Genomic DNA, 26180 nt, shown 5'->3' with positions numbered 1-26180 from the left:
GCCGGAGGCTCCCCGCCATGGCCCACTCCTCGATGAACGTCTCGCCCGGCGTCGCGACGTTCTTCCACATCCTCACCGGGATGCCGTGGCCGGAGTCCAACGAGGGGGCGTTGCGGGACGTCCGGGACGAGTATGCGACGCTCGCCGAGGAGCTGCCGCAGCTCAAGACCTACATCGCGGATCTGGTGGCCGCGTGCCGGAAGCAGTTCGAGGGGGAGGCCGCCGAAGCCTTCGAACGCGAGATGGGGCGGTTCATCGGCGACGGGAGCGACACCGACTACGTCGGTGTCGCGACCGAACTCTGCAAGCAGCTCAGCGGGTTCGCGGGAAAGGTCGCGAACACCGTCGAGTACACGAAGTGGATGATCGTCGGCCAGATCATCCAGCTGCTGATCGAGATCGCGCTGGCCATCTTCTGGTCCCCGTTCACCGGCGGCGCCTCGCTCCTCGCGGTCGAGCCCGGCAAGCAGGTCGTCAAGACGATCATCATCAACCTGCTGAAGAAGCTCCTCCAGGTGATCCTGATGCACACCTTCTTCGGTGTGGTCGGCGGCCTGGTGATGGACGGGATCATCCAGGGCATCCAGTTCGGGCGGGGCGACCGCCACGAGTGGGACAAGGACCTGACCAAGCAGGCCGCGATCTTCGGCGCGATCAGCGGCGTCATCGCCGGTCCGCTGCACCTGCTGGGCATGGGCCTGGGCAAGCTCTTCGGCAAGATGTTCGGAAAGCTCTTCGTCTCGAAGGAACTGAGTGCCTCGCTGAAGAGCCTGGCCACCGGGCTCGCCAAGGGCGGGGCCAAGGACCTGGAGAAGCTCGGGGCCAAGGAGCTCGCGAACCTCGGCGCCAAGGAACTGAAGAACCTCGGGTCCAAGGAACTCGGCAACCTCGGTGGCAAGGAAGCCGGGAACCTCGGCGGCAAGGAGGCCGGGAACCTCGGGGGGAAGGAGGCCGGGTCGGGCGCCGGCCGGGCGATCGGCGACAAGACGGCGAACGAGTTCGCCAACAGCCTCGACAAGATCCTGCGGGAGCACTCCAACTACCTCTCCAAGGGCTTCGCGGCCGCCGGCAAGACCGGCGCCAAGGCCGGGTCCCAGTTCACGAAGAGCATGGCGGAGGCCTTCGAGAAGCATCTCGGCGCCGCCCTCGGCAAGGACCTCGCCCGCGAGCTGGGAACGAAGTTCGGCAAGGAGTTCGCCGAGAAGTGGGCCAAGTCGCCGGGGGCCCGCGCGGGCCTGGCCGCCACTCTGCGCGAGATCGCGAACAGTTCCAAGATCGCCAACGGAGAACTCCGGGTCCTGGCCGAGAAGCTGCCCGAACTCGCCGGCCGTGTCGACAAGATGAACAAGATGTTCGTGCTCGGCCACGCGCTCGGCGAACAGGTCAAGATGGGCGTCAACCAGTACCTGAGTGAGGGCTTCTACAACCTGATCTTCGAACCGAACCACGAGTTCTCGGCCAGCGGTTCGAGCTTCCTCGCCGGCTTCCTCATGGGCGGCGCGCGTCACCTGCTGCACGGCGTCACCTCGCCCCTGATGACCAAGTACGTCAACTTCGTCCGGGACCTCCAGCATGCCGACATCCCCCACGACGGCAGCAAGTACTTCCACCCGCTCCACCCCCTCACCCTGCTGTCCGTGGCCACCAACCTGTCGGGCCACGCCGTGCCGTTCCCGGTGCCCAGGCTCGGCGAGCGCCTCCCCGCCCCTGCCGAGGGCGGCGCGCACCTGACCAGCACCGAGGGCGGCGGCCACACCCCCTCGCTCACCCCGCCGTCCGGCTCGCACCGCACCGACGGCGGGCCCAGCACCGAGGGCGGGTCGAAGACGGACGGCGGGTCGACGGGCTCGAAGTCGACGGTCGGCGCGGAGGCGCCGGGCGGGGACAAGACCTCCAAGCCCGGCTCGCAGACCGGCACCGGCGGCCGGACCGCCCCGGACCCCGCCACCCCCCGCCCCACCGAGTCCGGGGGCGACCAGGGCAAGAAGACCGGTGGCACCACGGCGCCGGCGGGCGGCGGCGAGCCGAACAAGCCGCTTCCGAACAGGCCGGATCCGAGCAAGCCGGACCCGATCAAGCCGGATCCGAGCAAGCCGCTTCCGGATAGGCCGGATCCGAGCAAGCCGGACCCGATCAAGTCGGATCCGAGCAAGCCGCTTCCGGATAGGCCGGACCCGAACAGGCCGGACCCGATCAAGTCGGATCCGAGCAAGCCGCTTCCGGATGGGCCGGACCCGAACAGGCCGGACCCGATCAAGTCGGATCCGAGCAAGCCGCTTCCGGATAGGCCGGACCCGATCAAGCCGGACCCGAAGACGCCCGACCCGAACCCTGATCACAAGCCGGGCCCGATCAAGCCCGACCCGAACCCTGATCACAAGCCGGGCCCGAAGACGCCTGACCCGAACCCATCGAAGGACGGCGGCGGCGACGGACCGCCGCCCAAGACCGAGGGAGGCCCGGGCGACCGGAAGGATCCCGGTCCGAACGGTCCTGACAAGGACGTACCCAAGTCCGAGTTCGAACTCCAGCGGGAACGCGTCCGGGAACAACGCCTACAGGGTGAGGCGGATCGCGTTCGGTTTGAGGAGGCTCGGAGGGCGAGGGAGGCTGCGGAGGCGGCGAAGCAGCCCCAGGCGGATGGTGAGGCGCCCAAGGGGCCGGAGGGTGGGGAGAAGGAGCCGCTGCCCGACCCTGCGTACACGTCGCAGGCCGAGTTCTTCCGGCAGCTGCGCGAGCAGAATGTGGCGGACCGTGCGGCGAAGGAGGCTGCGGAGGCGGCCAAGCGGTCCCAGGCGGATGGTGAGGCGCCCAAGGGGCCGGAGGGTGGGGAGAAGGAGCCGCTGCCCGATCCCGCGTACACGTCGCAGGCTGAGTGGCTCCGGCAGCTGCGCGAGCAGGGTGAGGCGGACCGTGCGGCGAAGGCGGCCGAGGCGGCTGCTCGCAAGGCGAAGGAGGCGTCGGATCCGTCTGTTGAGGACGGTGAGGGGGCCAAGGATTCGGCCGGTGGTGAGAAGGAGCCGCTGCCTGACCCCGGGCACTCGGCGGAGGCTGAGCTGCATCGGCAGCTTCGCGAGCAGGGTGAGGCGGATCGCGCGGCGAAGGCGTTGTCGGACCCGTTGTTCGCGGACCGTGAGAAGGCCAAGGCGTTGGCCGATGCCAAGAGGCCGCGTTCGACGCGGGAGCTCAGATTCGGCACGATCGACGATCTGAAGGCCAAGGAGGAGAGCGACAACTCCGGTGCCGCCGCACCGAATTCCGGCGCGGGCGGGCGGCGCGAGGGTGGGTCCGGCCCGGCCGACGGCGGGGCGCAGACGCGGGGGAAGTCCGAGGGCAGCCAGACCCAGGTAGAGCCGGCCCCCGCGGACTCCGACCGTTCCGGTGGGTCGGGGTCGGGTGGTGGTGAGAAGTCGGCTCCGCCGAAGAAGACCGGGATTGCCGGGTTTGGTGACCTGAAGGATTCCGGCGAGGGTAAGGCTCCGGCGGAGAAGTTCCCAAGTGGTCGTGGGCATCTGTTGACGGATGATCCCCTGCCGGTGCCGTCGAAGGATGAGGGGCCGAAGGCGTCGGGTGGTGGTGAGAAGTCGGCTCCGCCGAAGAAGACCGGGATTGCCGGGTTTGGTGATCTGGAGGATGCGGGTGGGGGTAAGGCTCCGGCGGAGAAGTTCCCTCGTGGTCCTGGGCGTCTGTTGACGGATGATGGCCCGCCGGTGCCGTCGAAGGATGAGGGGCCGAAGGCGTCGGGTGGTGGTGAGAAGTCGGCTCCGCCGAAGAGGACCGGGATTGCCGGGTTTGGTGATCTGGAGGATGCGGGTGGGGGTAAGGCTCCGGCGGAGAAGTTCCCTCGTGGTCCTGGGCGTCTGTTGACGGATGATGGCCCGCCGGTGCCGTCGAAGGATGAGGGGCCGAAGGCGTCGGGTGGTGGTGAGAAGTCGGCTCCGCCGAAGAGGACCGGGATTGCCGGGTTTGGTGACCTGAAGGATTCCGGCGAGGGTAAGGCCCCGGCGGAGAAGTTCCCAAGTAGTCGTGGGCATCTGCTGACGGATGATCCCCTGCCGGTGCCGTCGAAGGATGAGGGGCCGAAGGCGTCGGGTGATGGTGAGAAGTCGGCTCCGCCGAAGACCGGGATTTTCGGGGTCGGTGACCTGAAGGATTCCGGCACGACGGGGTCGGAGGGCAAGGCCCCGGCGGAGAAGTTCTCCGGCCCGGGGGAGAAGCTGGGCGGCGAGGACGCCACCCGGGGCGGGCGCGTCACCGAGTCGGGCCAGCGGGACCGGCGCCGCGACGCCGCCGAGCAGCGCTGGGAGGACCAGAAGAACGATCCGGTTTTCCAGCAGGAGGCCGAGCAGCGCGCCCGGGAGGCCGCGGAGGCGGAGGCCAAGGAGGCTGCGCGCCGGAAGAAGCGGGCGGAGGACGCGGCGACCCGCGCCAAGGCCGAGGGGCAGGCCCTCCAGGAGCGGCAGCGTCTGCGCGCCGAGGAGACGGCCCGCGAGGAGCAGCGGGAGGCCGAGCGGCAGGCGCGGGAGGTTGAGCGGCAGGCGCGACAGGAGGCCGCGGAGGAGGCCGACTGGCAGCGGCAGTTGGCCGACATGCGAGACGAGTCGGGTGGCGGTTCCGGCGTGCACGGCGAGGTGTCCCTGGCCGAGGCGCGGAAGCTACTCGCCGAACACCGTTCCAACGGGGTGGCCGACCCCTGGCGCCGGCTGGCGTCCGAACTGGGCGTCGACGTCGACTCGTTGAAGCGCCACGACCTGATGCCCGACTTCCCGGGCACCAAGGGGGAGCGCGGCCGCGAGCACGGGCATGGGCGCGAGCATGAGCACGAGCGCGAGCACGAGCACGAGCGCGACACCACGGCGGAGGACACCGAGCCGGCACCCGACCGGAACCGTCTCGGCGAGGACGACGGCAGCTTCGCCCACAAGAAGACCGCGAAGAAGGCCGCGGCCCCGCCGGAGGCGATCGTCACCCGCGGCATCGACGGCACCGGCGGCACCGTCGACAAGGACGCCCTGGACCACGCCGCCGGGGAACTCGTCAAGGACACGGGCGGTTCGACGACGCTCCCGTCCGGCGAGGAGTCCTCCTCGTCCGCTCCGTCCTCGCAGCAGCGGCTGGCCGCCGGAGCGCTGCTGAAGATCCACGACGGCCTCTACCACCCCGACGAGCCCACCGGCGGGATCACCCGGGACTTCGACAAGGTCCGTGCGTTGCGTCGCATGGAGAACCTCGCACGCGACGAGTACAAGATGCGGGCGCCCTTCCTGACCGGCGGCTGGCTGGCCGGTATGGCGCACGAACTGAACGGGCTGCCCGAGTGGACGCGTCCGCTGCCGGAGCACCTGCGGGCGTTGGTGGACGCGGCCGCGAGGATCGACCCGGCCCTGAGCGGGGCCGATCTGCGCGCCGCCCTGCGGCGGGAGCTGTCGACGCACACGCCGAAGGAGGAGTCTGTCCCGGTCCCCGACAAGGCTGACCCTGCGCCGAAGGAGGAGTCTGTCCCGGTCCCCGACAAGGCTGACCCTGCGCCGAAGGAGAAGCCTGTCCCGGTCCCCGCCGGGGACGACCCGGTGCGACCGGAACCGGAGAAGCGCAAGACGCGCTACCAGACCCGCCCTTTGACGAACTCGTCCGGTGCCACGATCGGCATCGTGGTGGGCGGCGGGCGCAAGGCGGAGCCCGTGCCGGAGGCGGCCGAGGACGTGCGGACCGTCTACTACTGGTCCGACCCCGGGAAGCCGTCCGACGGAGCCCCCGAGCCCGTGCAGCGGCCCGGAGCTCAGCCGGGCGGCGACACCCCGGAGAAGAACAAGCACTACAGCCTGACCGAGATCACCGGGCACGAGCCGTTGCTCGTGCTGATCCCCGACAACCTGGAAGACCTCGAACCCGAAGCACTCGCCAAGGGCGTGGCGGCCGACCTGCCGCACGACGAGCTCACCCCCGAGACCCCGCTGGTGCTGGTCGGACCGGGTGCCCTGGGCGCGGAGCTGGACTTCCCGCGGGCGCTGGCCAAGGCGACCGGCCGTACGGTGTGGACCAACTCCGTCGCGACGTCGCTGACCGACGGCCTCATCAAGGTGAAGGCCAAACTGCGGCCCGAGCTGAAGGAGAGGAAGCATACGAAGGCCGAGCGCGGGTTCTGGATCAAGGAGGTTCCGCCGGACCCGACCCTGCCGGAGAACGAACGGGCCAGCTCCATCCCGACCATGGGTGTCCGCGACGACAACGGCCACCTGGTCGACGCGAAGAAGCCGGACGTGGTCGACGAGACGGACCTCGACAGCCAGCCCATCCTGTTCCCGCTCGGTCGGCAGTCGGGCGGCCGCCTCTACCGGGACAGTTCCCTCACCCGCAAGTGGGAGCCGATCCGGGACGGATTCGACCCCACCACCCCCCACTTCGAGTACCTGCCGTCCGACTACTTCGACCAGAAGGATTCCAGGCCCGCAGCCGAGTCGGACAACCCCGACCTCAGCACGATCGGGCTCGTCCCCTGGAACGTCTCGGACCCCATCTACACGTTCATGACGCACGCCACCCACCTCGCGGCGGCGCTGACCACCCTGTCGGACCAACCGAGCGGGAAGAAGAAGGTCTTCGTCACCGGCGAGGCGCTCGGCCAGGTCATCCGTCGGCGGCCCAGCTTCCGGCGCATGCCGCCCGACACCCAGATCGTGCTGCTCGCCTGCCAGGCGGGCGCCCGCGGCGACAACGGCAAGGTGGTGGCGCAGGAACTCGCCAACGCCACCGGGCGCGTCGTGTGGGCGTCCACGACCACGATCAGCGTGAGCATCGGCCAGCGCGTCGCCCCGCTCGGCATCCTGAGCGACGAACACGGCACGCGCGGACGCTGGATCAAGTTCGAGCCGGGAACCATGGAGCCGGACACCGAGCAGGGCTCGCGCCGGCCCGTTGTCGCGGAGACCTCGGACGCGAAGACCAAGAAGAAGAAGTCCCGGGCCGTCGGCGTGCTCGGTGGGAACGAGCAGGCCGCCGTCGTCCCTCCGACGGCACCGACGGCAGCGCCGACGACACCGGCCACGCGGGACTGGCCCGTGACGGGCCGGCGGACGGCGGGGGACGGGTCGCAGTTCGACGTCCTGCGGGTCCCGGGCGACGGCAACTGCCTGTTCACGTCGATTCTGGCCAGCGCGCCCAGGCAACTGGATTCCTGGGCCCACGGGCACCTGGACGTCAGGGGCGCGCGCACGACCGTCTCGCAGTGGTTCCGGGGGGAGGAGGGCGCCACGCAGCGGGGGGACCTCGACGCCCTGGGGATGAGTCCCCTTCGGTTCCTGCTCTCCGATCACGATCTCACTCACCAGCAGTTGGAAGCGATCGCCGGCGCGCAGGGCTTGGGTCTCACCAGAGACGAAGTGCTCGATCACATCCTCGCGGTGTTCGGTGCGGGCGGGCCGCAGCAGGAGGCGGTCTGGGCTCGACTGCTGGATCGGATCCCGGCGCTCAAGGAGCGGATGTGGGTGCAGCCGGGGGACAGCGATCCCCGGCGCCTGACGCCGTCCGACCTGACTGATCGGCGGCTCAGCGAGTTCGTGGACATGGCGGTGCGCAACCGCGTGCTGTGGAGCACCCCGTTCTACGACGAGATCGCGGTGGTCGCCGCCCACGCCTTCGGCATTCAGCTGAGGGTGCACGACCAGAACCCCGTGCCCCGCCTGATGAACGAGGCGTCGGAGCAGGTCGTCCACATCCTCCGCTCGAATGAGCAGGACATTCGAGTGACCCACTACAGCGCGATGCGGCCGACGACCCCTCAGCCCACCACGCAGCGCCCGGCCGAAGCGCCCTCGGTCACCGAGTCGCAGACCAAGCCGACTCCGCCGCCACTGAAGGAGCCCGAGCCGAAGCCGAAGTCGGATCACGAGGGGCAGCAGGAGCCGAAGCAGGAGGATCTGCCGAAGCAGGATCTGCCCAAGGAGCAGGATCTGCCCAAGGAGCAGGGTCTGCCCAAGGAGCAGGAACAGCCGAAGGAGCAGGAACAGCCGGAGCACGAGCAGCACAAGCCGGTCCTGCTCACGGAGCAGGACCTGCCGAAGGAGCAGGAACAACCCAAACAACAGGAGCAGCCCCAGCAGGAGCCGCCCCTCCCGGCCCCGCCGAGCCGGATGACGGAGCAGGGCTGGATCAGCGCCGGCGACCGGGTGGTGAAGGTCCACGGAACGGACGACCAGGTCGTGGCGGCAGTGCTCGCGAAGCTGCCCCCGAGTGTGTCCGCGAGCCGACGGGAGGAGATCCGGCGGCAGCTCGCCGAGCAGCTCGACGTTCGGACGCTGGCGCCCAACCTGTCCCGGATGACCCGGGGCGACGACGTGCTGGTGCCCCTGGACCTCGGCGGCGGCGCCGGGACGCTGCGGATCAGTGCCACGGTCGAGACGCCCGCATCGAAGCATCGGACGGAGAAGTTCGAGTTCGAGGACGGTGGTGACTCGTCCGCCGGAACGGGCGCCCTGCGCGAGAGCCGGTCCCGGTGGGGCGGCGGTGTGGTGGTGAGCGGCAAGCCGGCGTCGAACACCGGGGTGTCCGGGCCGGTGAGCGGGGCGGTGGACCGGAGCAGGGCGGTGACGGTCGCCGCGACCGGCCGGATGACCCACCGCAGGAAGACCGGGGAGCCGGTGCTGTGGATCGACGCGACGATCCGGCTGGACCTCGACTTCTCCGAGGTCCCGGGCGTGCGGACGCTCACGCGGCCGTTCTCCCGCACCCCGCTGGTGGGCACCGGGCGGACCGGCCCGGAGGAGCGTCCGGAGCCGGTGCTGCCGGTGCCGTTGTCGGTGCGGATCGTCACGCCGGCCGCCGAGGCCGTCCCCGCCGGGCCTCCGCCGGTGGTGACCCGCCACGCCCCGCCGACCCGTGTGCTGCGGACGGCGGCGCTGGGCGGGATGGACGTGGTCAAGAACGTCCACACGCTGCACGGGCGCGGGAACCGCACTGCCGGTGACACGGCGCTGTTCGGACCGGCCGCCGCGCCCTCCGGGTTGGAGGCCTTCGGGCGGCAGAGGTTCGGGGACGCCTGGAGTTCGGTGCGGGCCGAGATCCTCGCCCAGCTGGACCTGCCCAGCCTGCAGTCCCAGCTGAGGTCCATGACGACCGGTGAGCTGCTGGAGATCCCGCTGTCCGACGGCCGGGGCAGCATCCTGATGTCGGCGAAGGTGCTGGAACTGTCGCACCTGCGGAACACCGATGCGGGCGAGTTCAACACCGGCGCCGACATCACCAGCACCGTCACCTCGTCCGACACCAAGGCCCGGACGCTCGCGCTGGGCGTCTCGGTCAAGCAGTCGGGCGGAACGGGCTTTCTCGGCGGCGCCGGAACGGGGGGCCCGAGCGGGCAGCGCGGCAGCGACCGGAACACCATCGGGCAGAACTCCCAGCGGACCGGAACCGCCCTCAAGGCCAAGGTCCCGGGCACGATCTTCGACGGCACGGCCGAACTCACCCTGGTGCACCAGGATGCGGAGGGAAACCTCGCCCCGGGCCGGGCGACGACGCAGCTGGGCTTCCAGGCGCTCGTCGAGACCGCGGAATGCCGACCCCCCGGCGCGGAGAACACGTACCGTCCCGACGCCGAACCCGGACCGCTCCAGGCGCCGGAGCTGCCTCCCGGCTCCGCCGCGTGGGAGCCCAAGCCCGAGCTGTGGGGGTCCGACCCGGCGAAGGGCAAGAACGGCCTCCCGCCGGGCACGGTCGTGCTCGACGTCGTCCCGCACGCTCCCGGGACCGGCACCACCGAGCCCGTCAGGCCGCTCAGGGAGGTCCTGGAGGCGCTGGGGCGCCGGACCTTCGGCGCCCAGGGCTGGAACGAGCTCGGCCCGTTGGTGCGCGGGGCCTTCCGTCACGAGCGGCTCGGGGCCCTGCTGACCGGGATGAGCCACGGCATCGACCTCCGCTCGCCGCTGCTGGTCAGGACCGGTGAGCGGGACGCCCTGGTGCTGGCCGGAGCGAAGGTCCAGAAGCTGGAGTACGTTCGGGAGTTCGAGAAGGACGCCGAGCTGAACGTCGTGAACGAGTGGGCGGCGGGCGGCGGCGTCCGGGAGAACACGTTCTACACGGCGGGCGGCCAACTCCAGGGCGGGCCCGAGTTCAAGCCCCCCGGCACCGTCGTGGGGGTCACCGGCGGGGTCGGCCACACCACCCGGTGGCGCGGCGGCGACCGGACGGCCGACTCCGTCAGCGGCACCGCCAACGCGAAGTTCGCCGAGAAGATGGTCGTCTACCTGGCCACCGTCGAGCTGGACGTCAAGGTCGTCGAGGACGGCGGGGGCGGCACGACCACGCCCGAACGAGCCCTGGTCCGGGCGCTGTTGGCCGTCCCGCAGTCCCTGACGGAGTCGCACCGGACCCCGGAGGGCGAAGACCTTCCCCCGGCCCGCCTGGTGTTCGACCGCCCGAAGGTCCAGCCCGTCGACGAGACCCCTCATCCGGAGGAGACCCCGTTCGTCGAGGAGACGCCGGGCGTCGAGAACATCCCGCTCTTGCCGAAGGCCCCCCCAACGGGCGGCGCACCGGAACGGACGCTCACCGTGCAGCCGCCGTCCCGGGTGTCCCGGACCGGCGAGCTCGCTCCCTCCGACCCCGTCCTCGGGCTGCACGACGCGCGGGCCGTCCTCGACGCCGTGGGCGCGAAGCTGAAGCCGCTGTTCGGCGATCACTGGGCCTGGGTCGAGGCGGCCCTCGCCCCCCACCTCGACGAGACGGCGCTGCGCCCCCGGCTGTCGGCCCTCACCACCGGAGGCGGCTGGATCGTCTCGGTGTCGCACGAAGGGATCACCGTCGAGGTCCGGGTCGTCGGGGCCAAGGTGACCATGCGGGAGTACCAGGGGCCGATCGAGAAGTGCGAGTTCGAGCGCGGCGGCGAGACCGTGTCGTCCACCGGGGCGCTTCGCGACGTGCGCGGCGGAACCAGTGTGACGGCGGCGCTCGACATGAAGTTCCCGTACGTCGCGGTGACGCTCGGCCAGTCGTCCGCCGGGCAGGAGACGGTGGGCTCGACGCGGGACGTCGTGACCGGCCGGTCCGAGAAGGAGAAGACGGTCGAGCGGGCCGCCCGGTTCACCGGTGACGTGGAGTTCGACGTCGAGATCGTGGCGAAGCCGACGCGGTCGACGGCGCTGATCGGCCGGTCGGACCGGCAGCGGATCGCCCAGGCCTCGGGCCGGACGAACGCCGTCACGGCGGCCGGCTTCGTGTTCCCGGTCCGTGAACTGCCCATCGACCCGAAGACCGGCACCGCCCCGACCCCCGGCACCTTCCGCTCGGTGCCGGAGCGGATCGTGTCCTCGGGCGTGCTGAGCGGTTCCGACGTGATCCTGCGGGTCTGGGCGCCAGAGCCCAAGGACGGTGCGTCCGGCCAGGAGGGCGGGACGCCGGAACCCAAGGACGGTGCGTCCGGCCAGGAGGGCGGGACGCCGCCCGCCGGATCCCAGCCGACGGGCGGTCAGCAGTTCGTCCGCACCTCCTTGCTGGACCAGCTCGACGGCCGTGGACGGGAGGTGTACGGCGCGAGCTGGGAGCGGGTCCGGCAGGCGCTGCAGCCGGCCCTGCTGCCGGGAGCGCTGCAGTCCCGGCTGCGGGCGCTGATGGCCGGTCAGGAGGTCTTCGTGAAGGTGCCCGGCGGCACGGTGGTGCTCCGCTGGGCCGGGGTCCGGGAGATGCGGCACACCGCCGACACGGCCGAGACCGAGTTCGCGGCCGGCGGCACCAGCGGCGTCGCCGAGGGCGGCGCCGACGGGAAGGCCGGCCACAACCGGGCCACCGACGACACCTTCACCGGGCGGGTGGTGGGCACCACCGACCCGCTCGGGGCGATGCCCGCCGCCGTCGTGGCCGGCGCCACCCTGAGCCACGTCCGGGGCCAGGAGCGGATCGCGGAGCACGACGGCGGTGGCCGGACGGGCCTGGCGACCAAGACCAAGGTCGCCGGCAGCGTGTTCGAGGGCACCGCGATGATCCAGGTCGAGATGCGCCGCAAGGGGTCGGCGCGGCCCGTCCACGGGGCGGCCCCGCAGGAGGCGCGGACCGAACGGCTGCGCCAGGAGGAGCTCCGGCGGCAGACCGAGAAGCTGCCCGAGGGCGCCCCGCTGCCCAAGCCGTTCGAAGACGAACTCATCCGGCAGAGCCAGCGGATCCAGGACTCGGCCCGCGCCTGGCGGGAGAAGGAGGCCGCGAAGGAGGCCGCGAAGGAGACCCCGAAGGAGGCGGCGAAGGAGACCCCGAAGGAGGCGGCGAAGGAGACCCCGAAGGAGGAGGCTCCGCAGGACGGCAACGCGGAGAACACCGCCCCGACCACCCCGCACGGCACCGGCGCCCCGAGCACGCCCGTCGCGCCGACGACGCCCGGGCGCGGACGCCGTCAGGCCACCGTGCCCGTCGAGCTGGGCTTCGAGGTGCTGCTGGAGGCCTCCGACACGAAGGAGGTCACCACCCGGGAGGAGACCTCCTACCAGGCCCCGCGCCCCGGCCAGGAGGAGATCAAGTCGAAGCGCGAAACCGTCGAGACGACCCACCTGGTGCCGCCCCGGGAGGTGTGGGAAGGACTCGGCGCCGAGGACGTGGTCGTCGACCTGCCCGACGTCGGATCGCTGCGCAACCTGCTCACCACCCTGGGCCGGAACGAGTTCCGGCTGGAGGAGAACTCGGCCGCCATGCGCAAGCTCAGGCGGATGTTCGACCGGGGCACCCTGATCGACTCCCTTCCGGATCTGACGGCGGGAGGGGAGCGGGTCAAGACCCTCCGGCTGGGCGTCCTCGACAAGGTGAGCGTCACGGTGAAGGCCGAACTGGTCGGCCTCGGCCAGGGCCGCGAGGAGAAGAAGTCGGAGATCGCCCAGTCCGCCGAACTGGCGACCCGGTTCACCGAGCGGGCGCTGTCCTCCCGGATGACCCAGCTGATGGGCCAGATCGGCGTGGAGTTCTCCAAGGTCAAGGGCAAGATCATGACCGGGATCACCTTCGGCGGCGGCGCCGGCCGCCGCACCGGAGGCGAACGCACCCTTGCGGAACGGACCGTGGCGAACTCCAAGTACCCCGAGCCGCTGGTGCGGTTCCAGGGGCACGTGAAGTTCACCGTCTCCTTCCAGCACCGCTCCGGCCCGTGGTCGTGGCGGCCGCGCACGGTGGTCGGCGACGTCCCCGTCGTGGTGGGCGTCCCGAAGAAGTCGGTCACGCAGGAGCACACCGGGCCGAGCGACACCTACTTCACCAAGGAGAACTGGCGCAAGGGCCGACGGCCGTCCGACCGGTACGACCTCCCGCCGGACACGGAGGAGAAGCCGAAGCCTGAGGAACCAAAGCTCGAAGAGCCGAAGCCTGAGGAGCCGAAGCCTGAGGAGCCGAAGCCTGAGGAGCCGAAGCTCGAAGAGCCGAAGTTCGAAGAGCCGAAGCCTGAGGAGCCGAAGCCCGCACCCCCGGCCTCGAACGACATCGCCGGGCAGGTCGCCGAACTTCTCGGTGGCGCCCCCGGACAGCTGAAGCCGCCCGCCACGAAGCCCGCCGAGCAGGGCAAGGAGCAGAAGAGCGGAAACGGCGGCGAGCAGAGCGAGGAGAACAAGGACCAGGCCGACGAGCAGAGCGACCGCGACGAGGCGCAGTCCGAGCAGCCCAAGCAGCCTGCGCAGGAGAACGAGAACGAGGCCGAGGAACACCCCAAGCAGCCCGAGTCGGAGATCCACCAGGAGAACCAGACCGAGGAACACGCCGAGCAGAGCGACAAGGCCGAGGAGCAGCCCGAGCGGGAGAACCAGAGCGAGGAGCAGCCCAAGCAGCCCGAGGCCGCGGAGCCGACGAAGGACGCCGACACCGAGCCGCAGCAGGCGCATGAGCCGGAACAACTCGCCCCGCAGCCGCCCCAGTCCCTGCTGGTGCAGGCCAACCGGGGTGTGCCCGGCGACCGGAAGGGCCTGCGGATGGCCTCGGGAGCCTTCGTCGGCGCCGAGGGCCGGCACAACAACGCCCCTGCGGACGTCCTGGCGTTGACCCGTCGACTGGAGGAACTGAACGTCCTGCCGCCGGAGGCCGCCGGGGCCGTACGGCAGGAAGCGGAGCCGCTGCTCCGGAAGATCGAGGAGCGCCGGGTCAGGCTGCGCAACGCGCCGCCGTTGAAGAGCCCGGTGGCCCAGACGGCCGTCGAGCCGCTGGTGGAGGCCGCGGCCGGGTACCTGGGGGCGCCACTGTCGCGTGAGCAGGCCCGCACGCTCGGCCTGGAGCTCACCGACAGCGTCGGCCCCGGGGCGGTGAACAGCCCGGCGGACGTGCTGGCGGCGGGCCGCCGGCTCCACGAGCTCGGGCTGCTCGACGACGCGGCGCTCACTGCCCTCGCCGACGCCGGCCCGTTGCCGCAGGCCTTCCTCGACGGCCTGCTCACGCTGCGCGCCGACCACCTCGGCGGCCGCTTCGACCTGCCCGTTCCGGACGGCGGCCGCCAAGTGGCCGACGCCATGCGCGACCTGGCCCGGCGCGAGGTCGTGCTGGAGTGGCGCGCCTCGGGCGCGCTCGACCTGGAGAAGACCGACTTCGCCACCTGGGCGCTGGACGGCCCGGCCGACCAGCCGCCGCCGCTCGCGGCCGGCAGCACGCTCAACTGCTGGGAGTCCGTCCTGCTCACCGCGCACTCCCAAGGACTGGTCTCCTGGGAGTGGATCCACGAGACGTACGCGAGCGGTCTGGAGGGACCGCAGTGGACGAAGAACCTGATCTCCCGTCTGCTCCCGCACACCAGGACCACCTACGACTCGACCTCCCACGACACGCCGTTGCCCCGCGAGGGCGACATCGTGGTCTACGGCCAGGGCAACCACGTCGCCGTCGCCACCGGCCGGACGGACGAGAACGGCGCCCCGGTGCTGCTGAGCTTCGGCGTCAGCCCCACCGACAACGAGGCCGAGGTCAACCGGGTCATCGAGGCCGGCGCGACGGACCTCTACCCCGGCGGCGCCGACTTCGGCCCCGGCCCCTGGACCGTGCGGCCCGTACCCGAGGCCGCCGCGCCGCACGTCGAGCCGGTGACCCCGCCTCCACATGGTGAGCCGGTCGCACCGCCTCCGCACGTCGAGCCGGTCGCACCGCCGCCTCCGCCGCACGTCGAGCCGTCCGCCCCGGTCTCGCAGGTTGAGCCGGTGACCCCGCCTCTGCCTCCGCACGTTGAGCCGGTGACGCCTCCTCCGCACGTTGAGCCGGTGGCGCCGCCTCTGCCTCCGCACGCTGAGGCGGTGACCCCGCCTCCGCACGTCGAGCCGGTCGCGTCGCCTCCGTACGTCGAGCCGGTCGCGCCGCCTCCGCCCGCCGGGCCGCCGAGGGCGTCCGACATCCTGGAGATGGGCTTGCCGGACCGGCTCCTGACCCTGGACTCGCTCTCGCCCGACGTCCGCCGCGCCCTCGCGGCCGACACCGACTTCGTCGGACCCCTGCGGGAGCGGCTGTCCCCGGCGGAGTTCGCGACGGTCGCCGCCCGCCTGCTGGTGGACGTCGATCACCGGGTGCACCGCCCGGCGTCGGCGCGGCAGGCGGCGCACGCCCAGCTGGAGCTGATGCTCCAGAACCCGGACGTCGCGTCCGACCTGTTGACGCGGCGGGTGCGCGTGGTGGTCGTGCCGCGCGACGTCGCGATGACCGAGGTCGAGGGTTTCCGCCACATGGCCGGCGGAACCGTCGGCGAGGGTGGCCGCCTCTGGGAGACCGTCCGGGGCGCGGCCGAGCACGAACACATCGCGGTGACCGAGGAGAACCTGCTCGGCGAGGACACCGGCATCGGTGAGGTGGCGGGCTTCGAGGAGGGCTACTCCTCCACGACCCACGAATTCGCCCATGCCCTCCACGAGTTCAGCCTGACCGACGACGAGCGCTCGCTCGTGCGGGACGTGTTCCTGGACAACCACATGGCCGACACCCTGAGCCAGCTGTTCGGCACCGAGTCGACCGCCGCCTGGCCCGACGGCCCGGTACACGACAAGGACGGCAAGCTGGTCGGGAACTACTCCTCGTCGGACGAGCGGGAGTTCTTCGCGCAGCTGAGCAACGTGTACCTCGGGACCAACCGCGGCGACGACCCGGGCACCCGCCGGCCCCGCAACAACGGCGCCGACTGGGTCCGCGACCACGAGCCCGTGCTGCTGCCCATCCTGGAGCGGCTCTTCGGGGAGAACCCGGAAACGGCGCACGCCGGGCCGGTCAACCCGGTCCGCGAGACCCGCGCCGACAACGAGATGCTGGGCGGCTTCCTTGAGTTCATGCGCGGAGTCGACGGCGAGGAACACGTCGAGGAGGGCGGCGAGGAACACGTCGAGGACCTTGAGCCGCCCGTGCCGCCGCAGCCGCTCTCGGAGGCCGACCTGATCCAGCAGATCCTCAACCCCGCCGGATCCGGGAGCAGTTCGGCGGCCGCGTCCCCGCCGGGGACGCGCGGGGCTGATCGCGGCCGGGGACGCGGGAACGACACCAGGGGCGGAGCCCAGGGCGGGTTCGGACGGGGCCGCGGACGTGGGACCAGCGCCGATCCCGGTTCGACGCCGTCGAGCGATACCGGTGGTGGGCGCGGTCGTGGGCGTGGAACCGATACCGATCCCGGTGGTGGGCGCGGTCGTGGGCGTGGAACCGATACCGATCCCGGTCGTGGTCGTGGAACCGGTCGTGGTCGTGGTCGTGGAACCGTGGCACCGGGAGAGAACAACCCGCCCCGCTCGACCTCGCGCGGCGCGAGTTCGCAGTCGGCGAGCAGCCAGATCGGGCACGTGATCGAAAGGGACGGCACGCTCTACGTCACCAAGGGCACAGTCGGCGAGCCCGGCTACTCGGAGCTGCCTCTCGACCTGCGCGCGCCCAGCCTTGAGGCGTCTCTGGGGCAGGAGACCGACTCGTTGCGCGGAGCTTTCGGCCGCTCCCTGGACCGCATGGCGCGGGTCATGATGGACGCCGACCGGTACGGCCGCGGTGCGAGTTTCAAGGACACCGGCACGCCGCACCTCGCCCTGACCGTCATCGACGGCGTGGTCCATGTCGCGGGTAACTCCGGAATGGGGCCGGGCAAGATAAAGGACGCGACAGATCGCCTGGCGAACCTTGCCACGCCGGAGGGCCAGGAAGGCAGGAACCACGACCTGGCGAAGCTCCGAGCGATTCGGGACGGGAACTACCGGAGCAAGGACTTCGTGGGCTTCGACGACCACAGCCGGGGATTTGACGCGGTCCGCGAGGCGCTGAAGGAAACGAACAAGATCAAGTGGCTCCCCAACGTCAAGGGCAAGGGCGAGGGCTGCCTCCACGGTGAGATGGACCTCCTGAACGAGGTCCAGAAGCGGATGCAGGCGGAGTTCGACGAGGCCGTGAAGAAGGCCAAGGAAGCGGAGGAGGCCCAGAAGAAGAAGGAGGCGGAGGAAGCCGAGAAGGAGGGAAGCGAGGAGACGAAGGAAGAGGAGACGAAGGAGGCCGAGGCGAAGGAAGAGGACGCGACGGACGCAGAGCAGAAGGAGGACAGCGAGGGGTCGGACGGCGGGACATCCAGAGGCGGAAGCGGGAGGACGGCCGAGGAGAAGGGCAAGGCCAGGGCCGACGAACTGGGGCTGACGCCCTGGCCGATCGGTGGCAGGAAGCGCGACTGCATGGCGTGCCACTGGGCCCACGCCATCTTCAACGAGCACATCGCGAAGGGCCTCGGCTTCGTCGTGGTGACCGGCGGTACCCACGGAAAGATCTTCAACGGCTGGGCGGCACCGGACTGCATCAAGGAGCACCCGAAGGCGATGGCCGCGCTGGAGGCGAAGATCACCGGGACCGAAGTGCCGACCAAGGAGGGTGGCAAGAAGCTCGGCTTCGTGAACGGCGTGATCGTCGCTCCCCAGGGCTACACGCCGGCGCAGGGTGCTCATGACGAGCCGTACATCTCCGACTCCGAGCCTGGCTCCGAACCCGAGGCCGAGCACGACTCCGAATCCAAGGACGGCGACAAGCCGTCGGGCTCGGACCGGAACGAGAACGCTGACCAGGCCGCGACCGAGCAATCGAGCAGTTCGAGCAGCTCGAGCAACTCCGCGCAGACGACGACCTCCGAGCAGGCGCCGGCCACCCCGCAGACGACCATCGCGGGAGGACCCGGATCGAGCTCGGCGGGAGGGGGCAGCCAGACGCCCGGGCGCGGCCGGGGCCGGGGCCAGGGTGGCTGGAAGCGGGGGAACAGCCGGGGAGGGCGTGGCCAGAGCAGTGACGGGAACACCGGCTGACGAGTTCGTCCGCTGCTGAACCTCCGGGTGCTTCCCGGCCGTCGAGACGAATGGACGTGCCGTTCGGCCGCCTCGACCGGGGCCGACCGGCGGCCGTCCCTGCCGAGCATCGTCATCGAGGGCCAGGGGGCCATGGTGGGCAAGGACCGGAGCGGCCGGGGGAGCCGGACGGAAGGGGCGGAGGGCGCCGGGATCGAGCTGCCCGCCGTGGCGTGGGTCGTGCCCGAGGAGTTGGAGGCCCGCCCGGCGGTGGCCGCTAACGCTACGGCCGCGAAGGCGGAGCCCGCGAACGCGGAGTCGGCGAAGGCCGAGCCTGCCAAGGCCGAGCCCGCCAAGTCCGGGCCGGCGAAGGAGGAGCCCGCGGCGGTGTCCGCCAGCGGCGCGGCGCCGGCCGTCGAGAGTGCGAAGCCCGCCACGGGTGCCGCGACCGCTGCGGCCGCCGCCGAGGCGCCCGCGGGCGTGACCGCGGTCGCCGGCCCGGCGCCGGCCGAGGAGGAGGGCGGCGGACCGCGCCGGATCTCCCGGCCGATGGTGGCCGCGGCCGTGATCGCGGGCCTGGTACTGGTCGGTGTGCCGTTGGGCATCTCGAAGTTCGGCGGGGACGACCCGGGGCCGTCCGGTGCGGACGGTCCGCCGCCGGCCGGGTACACGCAGCAGGACGGCGGCAACGGGTTCGTCCCGGGTGCCGACGCGCACGGGAACCCGCTGGGCGAGCAGCCGGTGGCGAACGCTCAGCCGGTCGCCGGCCCGCCGGCCGGTGACGCTGCCGCGGCGGCGGCCGGCGGCGCGGCCGCCGCCGGCGGTGCCGTGCCGGACCAGGGCGACGGCGGCAGCCAGACCGTGCCGTTCGCCGGCCGGGTCCCGGCGGGCGGCGGTGCGCCGTCCACCGGTGGGAAGCCGGACCCGAGCAAGAGCGCCGGCGGCGCGCCGGCCAGCCAGGGCGGCGGTGGTGGTGGCGGCGCTGGAGCCGGTGCCGGAGCCGGTGCCGGAGCCGGTGCCGGTGCCGGAGCCCCGCAGACCCAGCCCCAGCCGCCGGCGGCCGCCCAGCAGCCGCCCGCCGCCCAGCAGCCGGCCGCGCCGCCCCCCGCCCAGCCCCCGGCCAAGGCCGCGCAGCCGGCCCCGCCCCCGCCGCCGAGCTACGCCGGGGTGGCCGGCCCGGGATGCAGCGGCGGGGGCGCCCAGGCACGCGGCTGGTTCGACAAGGGGCAGGAGGGCTGGCGGAACAACTCCGGCGGCTACGCGGGGGACGGCTGCAGCGGCGGCTACTACTCGATGCCGATGTCGGGCGACGCCAAGGACCACGACAACTCGGTGGTCTGGACGTTCAACACCGGGTCGGTCACCACCGGCAGCTGCCAGCTCTCGGTGTACGTGCCGAACAGCGGGGACGTCAAGGCGGTCGGCGGGGCGCCGTCCTTCTACACCGTCCAGAGCGGCTCCGCGTCCGGTTCCTTCCCGGTCAACCAGGTCGGCAGCCGGGGCCAGTGGGTCTCGGCGGGCACCTTCCCGCTCAACGGCGGCAAGATCGCCGTGGTGCTGCACGACCGCGGCCTGGACTGGGACGGTCCCACCAAGACGTACGCCCACCACGCCGCGTCCGCGATCCGGGCCAACTGCACCGGGTGACCGACCTGCGCCACCCGGCCCCCGGCCGGACCCGCACCACCGCACGACAGTCACGAACGACGGAGGAGAACGCGCCATGACCCGCCATGTGCTGACGGTCAGTGCGGAGCAGCGCGAGGGCGGCGGCTACCGCACGATCGGCGCCGCGCTGGAGGCGGCCCGCAGCGGCACGGTGATCAGCGTCCGCCCGGGCAGCTACGAGGAGAACCTGGTGATCACCAAGATGGTGACCATCACCGCCGCGGAGGCCCGGGGCAGCGTCCGGATCTCGCCCCGGCGGGGCGCGGTGGTCCAGGTGGTGGCCGAGGCCGTCCAGCTGACCGGGCTGGTGCTCCAGGGGCAGGACGAGGAACTGCCCACCGTCGACGTCCCGCGCGGGCAGGCCGCCCTGGAGGACTGCGAGGTGGCGGGCAACTCCTGGACGGCCGTGCTCACCCGGCAGCAGGGCTCGCTGGCGATGCGCGGCTGCCGGGTCGTCAACCCGGCCGGGGCCGGCATCGTGGAGACCTCCACCGGCACCAGCGTGATCGAGGACTGCGTGATCGAACACCTCGGCAGCTCCGCCGTGGTGATCGGCGAGCGGGCCAACCCCGTGGTCCGGGGCTGCGTGCTGCGCGATGCCCGCGGCAACGGGGTGTGCGCCAACGGCGAGGGCCGCGGCTCGATCGAGGACTGCGAGATCTCCGCCACCGACAAGCCGGGGATCGCGCTGGAGGAGCAGAGCACCACCCGGGTGCTGCGCACCACCGTGCGCAGCGCCCCGATCGGCGTCTACCTCAGCTCGGCCGCCCAGGTGCTGCTGGAGGACTGCGCGGTCGAGGACACCCGCGGCCACGGCCTCGTCCTGGCCGGCGGCACCGACCCGGTGCTGCGGCGCTTCCGGGCCGCGCGCACCAAGGGCCACGGCGTCCACGTGACCGACCGCTCCCGGGGTGCCTTCGAGGAGTGCGAGGTGGTCGGCGCCGAACTGGCCGGCATCCTGGTGGACGAGGCGTCCAGCCCGGCGCTGACCCGCACCGTCGTGCGCGACAGCGGCGGAGCGGGCGTCGAACTGGTCGGGGAGAGCGCCGCCGAGTTCGACCGGCTGGAGGTGCGCGGCGCGGCCGGCGCCGGAGTCAGCGTGCGCGACGGGGCCAACCCGCTGCTGCGCCGGCTGGACGTCGCCGAGGTGCTCGGCCACGGCGTCGAGGTGCTGCGGGAGGGGCGCGGGCGGCTGGAGTCCTCGGTGCTGGCCGCGACCGGGCTGGCCGCCCTGCTGGTCGCCGACGGCGGCAACACCCAGGTCGGCGGCACCACCGTCCGCGGCACCGCCGCGACCGGCAAGGGAGCCCCGAACGCGGCCGGTGTCGTCGGGGTCGAGGTCGGCTACGGCGGCATCGCCGGGCTCCGCGACTGCGACATCGCCGAATGCACCGCCGACGGCATCGTGGTCGAGGACGGCGGCGAGCTGACCATGGCCCGTTCCCGGGTCCACGGCAACCGCCGGCACGGCGTCCTGCTGGCCGCCGGCAGCCGGGCCGCCCTGACCGGCTGCGAGCTGGTCGGCAACACCCAGGACGGGCTGCGCGCCGAATCCGAGGAGCCGATCCGGATCACCGGCTGCACCGTCACCGGCAACCGCGGCTCGGGCCTGCGCCAGACCAGGCCCAGCGACCGGCTCTCGGTGGAGAACCTGACCAGCCGGGACAACGGGCGGGCCGACAGCCACGGCACCGCGACCGCCGCCGCCGACGACGACGGCCCGGTGGCCGCCCGGCTGGCCGGCGCGCCCGAGGCCGACGGCGCCGAGCCCACGGCGGAGGGCCCGGACGACCTGCCGCCGCCCGAGCCCGAGGGCCCGCAGGCGGCCCTGCAGGCGCTGGTCGGCCTGGAGGGGGTCAAGGAGCAGGTCGCCACCCTGGTCAACCTCAACAAGCTGGCCCGGCGCCGCGAACGGGCCGGAATGCCGGCGCTGCCGATGGGCCGGCACCTGATCTTCGCGGGCCCGCCCGGCACCGGCAAGACCACCGTCGCCCGCCTCTACGGCGCGATCCTCGCCGAGCTCGGCGTGCTGCGCAGCGGCCACCTCACCGAGGTCGCCCGGGCCGACCTGGTGGCGTCCATCGTCGGCGGCACGGCGATCAAGACCACCGAGGTGTTCCAGTCGGCGCTGGGCGGCGTGCTGTTCATCGACGAGGCGTACACGCTGTCCGCCGGATCCGGCGGCACCGGGCCGGACTTCGGCCGCGAGGCCATCGACACCCTGGTCAAGCTGATGGAGGACCACCGCGACGACGTGGTGGTGATCGTCGCCGGGTACTCGGACGAGATGCGCTCCTTCCTCGGCTCCAACCCCGGTCTGGCCTCCCGGTTCAGCCGCACCGTGGACTTCCGCAACTACTCGGCCGAGGAACTGGTCACCATCGTCGAGCGGGCCGCGGCCGGGCACGGCTACGAACTCGCCGACGCCACCCGGGAGGTGCTCGGCACGCACTTCACCCGGATGCCCAAGGGCGCCGACTTCGGCAACGGCCGCGCCGCCCGCAAGGTGTTCGAGGAGATGGTGGACCGTCAGGCGTCCCGGCTGGCCGTCCTGGCCGACATCACCGACGCCGACCTCGCCCAGCTGCTGCCGGAGGACCTCGGCGAGGAACTCGCCGGCGCGGCCCGCTCGGCCGGGTCGGGCGGACCGGGCGCCGAACGCGGCAGCGACCTGCTCGACCAGCTGCGGGAGATGGTCGGCCTGTCCGCCGCCAAGGAACAGGTCGAGAACCTGGTCAATCTGATCACCCAGGCCCGCCGCCGCGAGGAGGCCGGCCTGCCCACCGCCCGGATCAGCCACCACCTGGTCTTCGCCGGGCCGCCCGGCACCGGCAAGACCACCGTCGCCCGGCTCTACGGGGCGCTGCTCGCCGAACTGGGCGTGCTGCCGCGCGGCCAGCTGGTCGAGACCGCCCGGGCCGACCTGGTCGGCCGCTACATCGGACACACCGCCCAGCTCACCCGGGACGCCTTCGAACGCGCCCGGGGCGGCGTGCTGTTCATCGACGAGGCGTACACCCTCACCCCGCGCGGCGGCGCCGCCGGCGGCGACTTCGGCCAGGAGGCGGTCGACACCCTGATGAAGCTCATGGAGGACCACCGCGACGAGGTCGTGGTGATCGTGGCCGGCTACCAGGAGGAGATGCAGGGCTTCCTGAGCTCCAACCCGGGCCTGGCCTCCCGCTTCTCCCAGCAGATCGCCTTCGACCACTACAGCGCGGACGAACTCGTCACCATCGTGCGCCTCCAGGCGGAGGAGGCCGGCTACGTCTGCGCCCCCGAGACCCTGGCAGCCCTCGGCGAGTTGTGCGCGCTCGTCCCCCGGGACCGCAACTTCGGCAACGGCCGCTTCGCCCGGCAGACGCTGGAGGCGATGGTCACCCGGCAGGCCGGGCGCCTCGCCCGGTTCGACGTCGGCGACCTGTCCGAACTCAGCTTGCTGCTGCCCCAGGACATCCCCGGGCTGCCGCAGGGGAGCGCGGTGTGACCGGCGTGCCGGGCCGCTCGGTCCGGGCCGCCGCCGCCGTGCTCTGCTGCGGCGCCCTGCTGCTCCCGGCCGCCCCCGCCTGGGCCGCGCCGACACCCGGCACGGCGGCCCCGACACCCGGCGGGGCCGACCCGGCGGCGCTCCCCGTGATCGGCCAGAACCGGGGCGCCGGCCGGCCGGACGGCTGCCTCAAGCCCTCGGACAAGGGCACCGACCGGACCCCGTGGGCGCAGACCTACCTGCGCCCCGAGGCCGCCTGGCAGCTCAGCCGCGGCGCCGGGGTGACCGTCGCCGTGGTCGGCTCCGGGGTCGACCCGGCATCCGGGGTCCTGGACGGCCGCCTCACCCCCGGGCCGCGCGAGTTCGGCACCGGCGACTCCACCCGCGACTGCGTCGGCCACGGCACCTTCCTCGCCGGACTCATCGCCGCCCGGCGCCAGGACGGCGTCGGCTTCGCCGGCATCGCCCCCGAGGCACGGATCCTCGCCGTGGCCGTCACCGACGACGCGGGGATCACCACCCCGGCCCTGCTGGCCAAGGGCGTCCGGGACGCGGCCGACGGCGGTGCCCGGGTCATCGCGGTCGGTCTCGCGCTGCCGACCGGCGAGGCCGAACTGGGCGACGCCGTCCGCTACGCCACCGGCAAGGGCGCCCTGGTGATCGCCCCGGCCGCCCCCGACCAGGGCGGCGCCTCCCCGTCCGCCCCGTCCGCGCCGCCTGCCGCGGCCTACCCGGCCGCCCTCCCGGACGTCCTGGCGGTCTCCGACCTGGCCCCCAACGGCGCCCCGCCCAGCGGCGCGGCGGACGCCGTCCGGGTCGACCTGGCGGCCCCGGGCGACGCGGTGCTGAGCGTCGGGCCCGGCGGCAAGGGCTACTTCACCGGCGCCGGGCCCAGCTTCGCCACCGCCCTGGTGGCCGGCACCGCCGCCCTGGCCCTCGCCTACCGGCCCGACCTCACCCCGGCCCGCCTCGCCGATCGCCTCCGGGCCACCGCCTACCACCCCGGCACCGCCCTGCCCGACCCGCACCTCGGCTACGGGACCGTCGACCCCCTCGCCGCCCTCAGCACCCCCCTGCCCGGTGACGCCACGGCCACCCCCAGGCCGGCCCTGACGGTGTCCCTGGTCCAGGCCCCGCCGCCGGACCCGGCCCCCCACCAGGCCGCCCTGATCGCCGGCGGCACCGTCGCGGGCGTCACCCTGATCGTCGGCGCCGCCCTGATGTGCACCGCAGGCCGCCGGCGCGCCTGGCGGCCCGGCCGCTGGTCGGCCTGACGGGGCGCCGTGCGCGGCGCCCCGGGTCCCGTGGCCGGCGAGGGCCGGCCGTCCCGCGCGGACCGTCGCCGAGCAGCGTGCGGGGCGTCGCCGGAGAGCCGGTGCGACAGCCCGCAGCTCCGGCGATGACCGGCGCCCGAGTCGGTCGTCAGACGCCATCCTGCGCGGGGCGCGCGGCCCCGGCCTTTCCCGCGGCTGCTGGGCCCCGGCGTTGCCAGGCCGGCGGGCTTCTCCGTCCGGCCTGGTCAAGCCACCCGCCGTGCTGTTCGGGCGGCCGATCCGGTGGCGTCCCGCACGGGGCCTGTCGGGCTACCAGGTGGGCGCGGCGGCGGCGTGGGGGCCGGTGGCGGGCGGGGCGAAGTGCATGCCCTCGGCGACCAGGGCGGTGAGGTCGAGGTAGGCGCGGCGGGTCTTGGGGCGGAGCTTCTCCGGGGTGAACTCGCCGCCCAGGGCCAGGTGTTCGTCGAAGGGGAGGACCACGACGCCGCGGCAGCGGCTCTCGAAGTGGGCGACGAGTTCCTCGACCCGGATCGTCCGGCCGTTGCTCCGGACGCTGGAGATCAGGGTCACGCTGCGCTGTGCCAGTGAGCCGTAGCCGTTGGTGTACAGCCACTCCAGGGTCGCGTCGGCGCTGCTCGCGCCGTCGACGCTGGTGGTGGCGGTGATGACCAACTGGTCGGCGAGGTTGAGGACGGCACGCATGGAGCTGTGCAGCAGGCCGGTGCCGCAGTCGCTGAGGATGATCGGGTACTGCCGGCTCAGCAGGTCGACCAGCCGCCGGTAGTGCTCGCCGCTGAAGCTGTTGGCGATCGCCGGGTCCGCGTCGTTGGCCAGGACTTCCAGCCCGCTGGGGGTGAGCGAGGTGAAGCGGCGGACGTCCATGTAGCCGGTGATGGTGGCCTCGGCGGCGAGCAGGTCGTGGACGGTGGCCCGGGTCTCCCGGTGCACCCGCATGCTGAGGGTGCCGGTGTCCGGGTTGGCGTCGACGGCGACGACCTTGTCGGCGCGGGCCTCGGCGAGGACGGAGCCGAGCGCCAGGGTCGTCGAGGTCTTGCCGACCCCGCCCTTGAGGCCGACGACCGCGATCCGGAAGGAGCGGTGCAGCGGGGTGCGGATGGTCGCCGTCAGCCGCTCCCGCTCCCGTTCCCGCTCGCCCCGGCCGAGGCCGAGGCCGGCCGTGAGGGCCAGTGCCCGGCGGCCGCGTCGTGCGACGGGAGCCGGCTGCGGGGCCGGGGGCGGCGGCGGGGGGAACGGGGTGGTCCGGGGCGGCAGGGCGAATTCGGGGACCTGGGGGACTTGGGGGACCTGGGGGACCTGGGGGAGCAGCTCCGTGGGCGGCTCGGCCGGGGCCGGTCGAGCCTGCGGGGGTACCAGGACCGTCCCGAGGGTGTCCAGCGGCCGGCGCCAGTCCGGTCCGGCGGGGGGCCCGGCCGGTGGGGCGAGGGGGCTGTAGTCGGGGGCGAGGTCCCAGTCCGGGCCCTGCGTCAGACGGTGCACCCGCCCGGTGTGCGTGCGGTCGGCCGCCATGTGTCCGCCTCCTGT

Annotated in this window: 5 protein-coding genes; 4 read left to right on the top strand and 1 reads right to left on the bottom strand. The window is 72.8% G+C overall.

The window, feature by feature from the left end; genetic code table 11:
• Positions 1-17 precede the first annotated feature (17 nt).
• From ACIOJE_RS03675 to ACIOJE_RS03660, 4 genes are all read left to right on the top strand, one after another.
• On the top strand, positions 18-18230 hold the full coding sequence (locus tag ACIOJE_RS03675) for a hypothetical protein (protein WP_400773061.1): 18213 nt from the start codon (positions 18-20) through the stop codon (positions 18228-18230).
• Positions 18231-18362: 132 nt separating this feature from the next.
• Positions 18363-19856: a hypothetical protein gene (locus ACIOJE_RS03670; RefSeq protein ID WP_400773059.1), complete on the top strand. Its 1494-nt coding sequence runs from the start codon at positions 18363-18365 to the stop codon at positions 19854-19856.
• Positions 19857-19932: 76 nt separating this feature from the next.
• A complete protein-coding gene (locus ACIOJE_RS03665) occupies positions 19933-23364 on the top strand; it encodes a right-handed parallel beta-helix repeat-containing protein (RefSeq protein ID WP_400773057.1) in 3432 nt (1143 codons plus the stop codon).
• On the top strand, positions 23361-24638 hold the full coding sequence (locus ACIOJE_RS03660) for a S8 family serine peptidase (RefSeq protein WP_400773056.1): 1278 nt from the start codon (positions 23361-23363) through the stop codon (positions 24636-24638). Before ACIOJE_RS03665 ends, ACIOJE_RS03660 begins: the two co-directional genes overlap by 4 nt.
• Positions 24639-24947: 309 nt before the next feature.
• Here the strand turns inward: ACIOJE_RS03660 and ACIOJE_RS03655 are convergent, their stop codons facing one another.
• Positions 24948-26165: a MinD/ParA family protein gene (locus ACIOJE_RS03655; RefSeq protein ID WP_400773054.1), complete on the bottom strand. Its 1218-nt coding sequence runs from the start codon at positions 26163-26165 to the stop codon at positions 24948-24950.
• Positions 26166-26180: the final 15 nt, after the last annotated feature.

The sequence above is a fragment of the Kitasatospora sp. NPDC087861 genome, assembly GCF_044742585.1.
GTDB lineage: Bacteria > Actinomycetota > Actinomycetes > Streptomycetales > Streptomycetaceae > Kitasatospora.
Note: the sequence above shows the minus strand (reverse complement) of the source record. Positions and strands in the feature narration are given on the sequence as shown.